The following is a 7,331-nucleotide window of genomic DNA, read 5'->3' as shown; positions in this document are numbered from 1 at the left end:
CCCGGCCACGACCTCCGCGTCCACCCCGGCGACCGCGTCCACCACGACCGACATCCCGTCGCCCCGGTCATCCACCGCCAACGACAGCGGATAGTTGGTGCGATCGATCACCCGCACGACCCGGACGCCGTCGAGCTCCGGCGTCTCTTCCGTCTCGTCGTGGGTGCTGCGCTGGTAGTTGAGGATGGAGGTGAACAGCGGCGCGTCGGCGGGCACCCCGCTCGCGCGCTGGGCGACGGCCAGCGGCGCGTGCTCGTGCATCAGCAGCTCGGCCAGCTGCCCGCGCATCCCGGACACCACCTCACCGACCCCGCCACCCAGCCGCACCCGCACCGGCAGCGTGTTGATGAACGGCCCAGGAACCCGATCAGCCCCCACCCCCGCATTCATCCGCCCGAACAGCACCGTCCCGAACACCACGTCATCCCGCCCCGACACCGCCCCCAGCACCCGGGCCCACACCACGTGCATCACGGTCGCCGGGCTGACGGCCAGGCGTCTGGCGACGTCCCGTACGCGGGTGGTCAGGCCGGCGTCGATCTCCGCGACGGCGCGCCGCACGTCGGTGCCGTCGCCGCGGACGTCCAGGAGCCCGAACGGCGCCGTGGGCTCTTCCACGTCGCCCAGGAGCCCCGCGAAGAAGCGCTCGTGCTCCTCTTCACGGATCCCGCTCCTGGCCTGAGCCACGAAGTTGCGGAACGGCACCGGATCGGCCAGCTCACCGCCGCGCCCGCCGAGGAACGCGGCCACTTCGGTGAGCAGCACGTCGGTGCCGGTGCGGTCCTGGACCATGTGGTGCATGCGGACCATGGCCAGCCATCGCTCGGAGCCGGGGACACGGGCGGTGCACAGATCCAGCAGGGGCGCGCGGCCGAGGTCCATGGACAGTCCGGCGGTGGCGATGAGCTGATCGACGAGGTCGCCGCCGGAGGCGTCCAGCTCCACCGTCTCGACCGGCAGCACGGCCCGCCGCCACACCACCTGGACAGGCTCCCGCAGCCCTTCCCAGGCCAGCGACGTACGGAAGATGTCGTGCCGGTCGATGACCCGCTGCAACGCCGTCACCAGCTCGTCCAGCCGCTCCCTTGACTCGAACTCGAGGACTACCGGCCGCATGTAGACATCCCCGCCGCCACCCGCGAGCAGGTGGTGGAACAGCAGCCCTTCCTGCAGCGGCGCCAGCGGGTAGATGTCGGCGACGTTGGCCGCGCCGCCCGGCACCCCAGAAGCGATCCGGTCGAGCTCCGCCTGAGACAGGCTGACCAGCGGCACCATCTCGGGCGTGATCTCATCGGCGCCTTCGGGGACGGCGCTGGGCGGCGCCTCCACGCGGGCCTCCTCAGCGACGGCCTCCGCGAGCCCGGCCACGGTCGGCGTCTCGAACAGCGCACGCACCGACACCGACACCCCGCGCGCCCGCAACCGCTCGACCAGCGACACCACCAGCAGCGAGTGGCCGCCCAGCGCGAAGAAGTCGTCCTCCACGCCCACCCGCTCAAGGCCCAGCACCTCGGCGAACGCCGCGCACAGCAGCTCCTCGCGGGCATTGGCGGGCGGCCGGCCGCCGCCGCCGGAGTACTCGGGGGCGGGCAGGGCCTTGCGGTCCACCTTGCCGTTCGAGGTCAGCGGCAGCTCCGCGAGCGTGACCACCGCCGACGGCACCATGTGCTCGGGCAGCCGGGCGGCGGCGTGGCGGCGGACCTCGTCCGGCAGGTCGGGGCCGTCGTCGTGCGGGACGACGTACGCGACGAGCCGCACCTCCCCCGGCGCGTCCTCGCGGGCGATCACGGCGGCCTGGGCCACCAGCGGGCTCGCGGCGATGACGGCCTGGATCTCGCCGGGTTCGACGCGGAAGCCGCGTACCTTGACCTGGTCGTCGACCCGGCCGGCGAACACGAGCTGCCCGTCGGCGGTCCACTTGGCCAGGTCGCCGGTCCGGTACATGCGCCCGCCGAAGGGGCAGGCCACGAACCGTTCTGCGGTCAGCCCGGGACGGCCGACGTAGCCGCGGGACAGGGCGGGGCCTGCGACGTACAGCTCGCCCGCGACGCCCACGGGCACCGGCGCGAGGTTGCCGTCGAGCACCAGCACGCGCGTGTTGCCGATGGGCCGGCCGAGCGGCACGACCCCGCCGGCGACCAGGGCGGGCGTGAGGCGTCCCGTGACGACGCCGATCGTGGTCTCGGTGGGCCCGTAGTGGTTGAACACCGCGCGCTCGCCGGCGGCGGCGAGCAGGTCGGCCACCCATTCCGGCGGCGCGGCCTCGCCGCCCAGCACCAGTGACCGGCCGGGCAGCACCCCCTCCAGGTTCCGCGTCCCCAGCGCCGCGAGGTGCGAGGGCACCGCCTTGAGGTGGTCGATGCGGTGCTCGGCCAGGTAGGACGCGACCGCGGCCGGGTCGGTGACCTGGTCGGCGTCGAGGATGTGCAGGCGTCCGCCGGTGGCGAGGCAGGCGAACAGCATGGTGTTGCCGAGGTCGGTGGTCGGCGCCTGCAGCAGCGCGTAGGCGGCGCCCGGCGCGCCGAGCCCGACCTGCGGCGGCACGCAGGTCACGTAGTTGGCCAGCGCGCCGTGGGTGACGGCCACGCCCTTGGGGCGGCCCGTCGAGCCCGAGGTGTAGATCACGTACGCGGTCCCGCCGGCCCTCGTCACCGTGTCAGGGGCGCTCTCCGGCATGGCGGCGAGGTGGGCGGTGGTCATGGGGTCGTCGAGGGCGACCATGCGCAGCCGTCCCGCGGGCAGCTCCTCCAGGATCTCCTCGACGGTCAGCAGCAGCATCGCCCTGCTGTCGGCCAGCATGTACGCGGTCCGCTCCACGGGCTGCCCCGGGTCGATGGGCAGGTAGGCGCCACCGGCCTTCCAGACGGCCAGCATCGCGGCCACGGCGTCCACGCCGCGCGGCAGGCACAGCCCGACCACCGACTCGGGGCCGACGCCCTGTGCCGCGAGGTACCGGGCGAGCCGGTTCGCCCTGGCGTCCAGCTCGGCGTAGGTGAGGTCGGTGCCCGCGCAGGTCACGGCCACCGCGCCCGGCGTACGGGCGGCCTGCGCCGTGAACAGCTCCGCCACGGACGCGGCCGGCACGTCCACGGCCTGGCCGTTCCACTCCCGCAGCATCAGTTCCCGCTCGGCGGGTCCCGCCACGTCCACCGCGCCCACCCGCAGCCCGGGGTCGGCGGTCAGCGCCTCCAGCACGCGGACCCACCGCTCGGCGATGCGCCGCGCGGTCCCCGCCTCGAACAGGTCGGCCGCGACGGTCACCGAGCAGGACACGCCGGCCGGGGCGCCGTCCTCGCGGAACGACTCCCCCACCAGCACGTCGAGGTCGAATTTGGCGGACGACAGCCCCGCCGGCATGCCGCTCGCCTCGACGCCCGGCAGGTCGAGCACCGCTTCGACGGTGTCCTGCTTGGTGAAGACGACCTGGAAGAGCGGGTGCCGCGCCAGAGACCTGGAGGGTGCGAGCTCCTCCACCAGGCGTTCGAACGGCACGTCCTGGTGGGCGAAGGCGCCCAGGTTGGCCGCCCGCACCCTGGCCAGCACCTCGCGGAACGTCGGGTTCCCCGACAGGTCCGTGCGCAGCACCAGCGCGTTGACGAAGCAGCCGACCAGCCCGTCCAGCGCCTCGTCCGTACGTCCCGCGCTGGCCGACCCGACCACGATGTCCTCACCGGCGCCGAGGCGGGACAGCAGGACGGCGAGCGCGCCCTCCAGCACCATGAACGGCGTGACGCCCTCGGCCCGCGCCACCTCCCTCAGCCGGGCGTGCACCTCGGCGCTCACCCGCGCGCCCGCCTGGTGGCCGCGGTGGCTGGCGACGGCCGGGCGTGGACGGTCGAACGGCAGCGGCAGTTCCTGTGGCGCGCCGTCCAGCGTGTCGCGCCAGTAGGCGACCTGGCGGGAGATGACGCTGCCGGGGTCGTCCTCGTCGCCGAGCAGGTCGCGCTGCCAGAGCGCGTAGTCGGCGTACTGGACGGGCAGGTCCCGCCAGGCGGGGGCGCGCCCTTCGCGGCGGGCCGCGTACGCGGTGGAGACGTCCTGCGCGAGCGGGCCCATCGACCAGCCGTCACCGGCGATGTGATGCACGGCCATGACGAGGACGTGCTCGTCATGGTTTGCGGAGAGGAGCGCGGCGCGTACCGGGATCTCGGACGACACGTCGAAGCCGTGGCCGACGACGGCGTCCACCGCCGTGTCGAGGTCGGCGCCCGCGTCCATGGTGTGCAGGGTCCAGCCGGTCTCGTCCATGCCGAGCACGTGCTGGTACGGCTCGCCGTCGTGGGCGGGGAAGATCGTGCGCAGGGACTCGTGGCGGTCGAGCACGTCCCGCATGGCGGCGGCCAGGGCCTCGCGGTCGAGGTGGCCGGTCAACTTCAGCATGACGGGCACGTTGTACGTGGCGCTCGGGCCCTCCAGCTGCTGGATGAACCAGAGGCGGCGCTGTGCGTACGAGAGCGGCACCCGTTCCGGACGTGGCCGCGCGGTCAGGGGCGTCCTGGCCCGGTCGCCGTCGGTGAGGCGGGCGGCCAGACCGGCGACCGTCGGGCGCTCGAACAGGGTGCGGACGGCCACCTCCGTGCCGAGCACGGACCTGATCCGGCTGATCAGCCGTACGGCCAGGAGGGAGTGGCCGCCGAGAGCGAAGAAGTCGTCGTCCACGCCCACCCGGTCCAGGCCGAGGACGTCGGCGAACAGGCCGCACAGGATCTCTTCGCGCGCGTCGGCGGGCTCCCGACCGGCCGCCGACACCGAGATCTCGGGCGCCGGCAGGGCGCGGCGGTCCAGCTTGCCGTTGGCGTTCAGCGGCAGGGCCTCCAGCTCCACCACCGCCGCCGGCACCATGTGGCCGGGCAGGCGGTCGGCGGCGAACCGCCGCACCTCCTCCGCCACACCGGGCTGGTCGGGGACGATGTAGGCCACCAACCGCTTGTCGCCTGGTGTGTCCTCACGGGCCACCACCACGGCCTGGACCACCGAAGGGTGCGCTGCCAGCACGGTTTCGATCTCCCCGGGCTCCACCCGGAACCCGCGCACCTTGACCTGCTCGTCCACCCGGCCGAGGTACTCCACCTCACCGTCGGCGTTCCACCGGGCCAGGTCACCGGTCCGATACATGCGACCGCCATACGGGCAGGCCACGAACCGCTCCGCCGTCAGACCCGGCCGGCCCACATAACCCCGCGCCAACCCGGCACCGGCGATATAAAGCTCACCCGCCGCGCCCACCGGGACCGGCCGCAACCCGCTGTCGAGGACATGCAGGCGGGTGTTGGTGAGAGGCCGTCCGATCGGCGGCGCGCCCGAGGAGTCCCCATGCCAAGCGGCTGCATACACCGTCGCCTCGGTCGGGCCGTAGATGTTGTCCACCCGCGCACCCGGCAGCGCCTCCGTCACCGCGCGCATGACCGGCGCACTCAGCGCCTCACCGGCCAGCACCACGCGACCGGGCCGCGCCGTCGTCTCCGCCAGGACCTGCGACAGCGCCGAGGGCACCGCGCTGACCAGCGACACCTCCCACGACCGGCCACGATCAGCCAACGCCAGCAGATCACCGACGACCTCGATCGAGCCACCCGACACCAGCGGCGCGAAGATCTCGAAGACCGACACATCGAAACTCAGCGACGTCGCCGCCAGCACCCGCGACAACTCGCTGAACGTGCTCGCGGCCCAGTGCAGCAGATTGGCCAGCGACCGGTGCTCGACCAGCACCCCCTTCGGACGCCCGGTGGAGCCCGACGTGTAGATCACATAAGCCGGGTGCTCCGGCCGCAGCCCCACCCTGCGGACCGGCACCTCGGCGCCAACCGCGTCGTCCACGACCAGCACCGGACCCGGCACCACGGCCGCCGTCTCCGCAGAGACGAGCACCGTCACCGGCCGCGCGTCCTCGATGAGGTAGGCGATGCGTTCGGCGGGATAGCCGACATCGATCGGAAGATAGGCACCGCCCGCCTTCAACACGCCGAACACGGCCACGATCAACTCGATGCCGCGTTCGAGCGCCACCCCCACGATCGACTCCGGCCCCACCCCACGCTCGACGAGCACGTTCGCGAGCCGATCCGACCGAGCGTGCAGCTCCGCATAACTCACCTCGACGCCGCCACACACCACGGCCACCGCATCCGGCGTCCGCGCGACCTGCGCCTCGAACAGATCCACCACGGTCACGTCCGGCACCGTCGCGGCGGTGTCGTTCCACTCCTCCAGCACGCGCCGTTCGCGCTCGCCCAGCACCCCGACCACCGCCAGCGGAGTGCCCGCGTCCGTCTCCAGGACGTTCACCAGGTTCCCGACCGTCGTGCACAGCAGCTCGGCGACCAGCGCGGGGTCGATGGGCGCCACCGCGCCGACCACCACCCGGAGCCGGTCGCCGTCGTCGTTCACGGAGACCAGCAGGGGATAGTTCGTGTGTTCCTGGGAGTAGGCGACCTCGATGCCGTCGAAGGCGTCGGGCGCCTGGTCGTCACCGCCGTTGTGCCGGTAGTTGAACAGCGAGGTGAACAGCGGCGCATCCCCCGGCACTCCGCCGGCCCGCTGCGCCACCGCGAGCGAGGCGTGCTCGTGCGCCAGGAGCTCTGCCAGCTGCCCCCGCATCCCGGTGACCGCCTGCGCGACCCCGGTCTCACCCACCTTGACCCGGACCGGCAGCGTGTTGATGTAAGGCCCGGGCACGCGGTCCGCGCCGGCGCCCGCGTTCATGCGGCCGAACAGCACCGTCCCGAACACCACGTCATCCCGGCCCGACACCGCCGCCAGCACCCGGGCCCACGCCACATGCAGCACCGTCGCCGGGCTCACCCCCAGCCCGCGCGCCACCCGCCGCACCCCGGCCGCCACCTCACCGGGAATCGCGGCCTGAACCTCCCTGACGCCGGCCCCGCTCCCGCGCACCTCCACCACGCCGAACGGCGCGGTGGTCTCCTCGACATCACCGAGCAGGCCGGCGAAGAAGCGCTCATGCTCCTCGGTGCTCGCGCTGTTGCGGGCCTGGGCCACGAAGTCGCGGAACGGCAGCGGCTCGGGCAGCTCGTCGCCACGCCCGTCCAGGAAGGCCGCCACCTCGCTCAGCACCACCTCCAAGCCCAGGTGGTCCTGCACCAGGTGATGCACCCGCACCAGAGCAAGCCAGCGGTCATCGTCCCGCGTCACGTGCACGTCCAGGAGCGGCGCGCGGCCCACGTCCATCGACAGCCCCACCGTGGCCACCAGATCGCCGGTGACCTCGGCCACGGGTAGCACCGCACGTCGCCACACCACCTGGACCAGCTCGGGGAGCCCTTCCCACCTCACCGCCGTGCGGAAGATGTCGTGCCGGTCGATCACCC

The 7,331-nt window shown here is 73.3% G+C and carries 1 protein-coding gene; it reads right to left on the bottom strand.

Features of this window, described 5'->3' with window-relative positions; translation table 11 throughout:
- A partial coding sequence (locus tag ACFFR3_RS49720; protein ID WP_379485483.1) for a non-ribosomal peptide synthetase occupies positions 1–7,331 on the bottom strand: 7,331 nt, incomplete at both ends.

Origin of the sequence: Nonomuraea salmonea (assembly GCF_042428605.1) — a bacterium.
GTDB classification, from domain to species: Bacteria; Actinomycetota; Actinomycetes; order Streptosporangiales; family Streptosporangiaceae; genus Nonomuraea; species Nonomuraea salmonea.
This window is presented reverse-complemented; position numbering and strand designations above follow the sequence as displayed.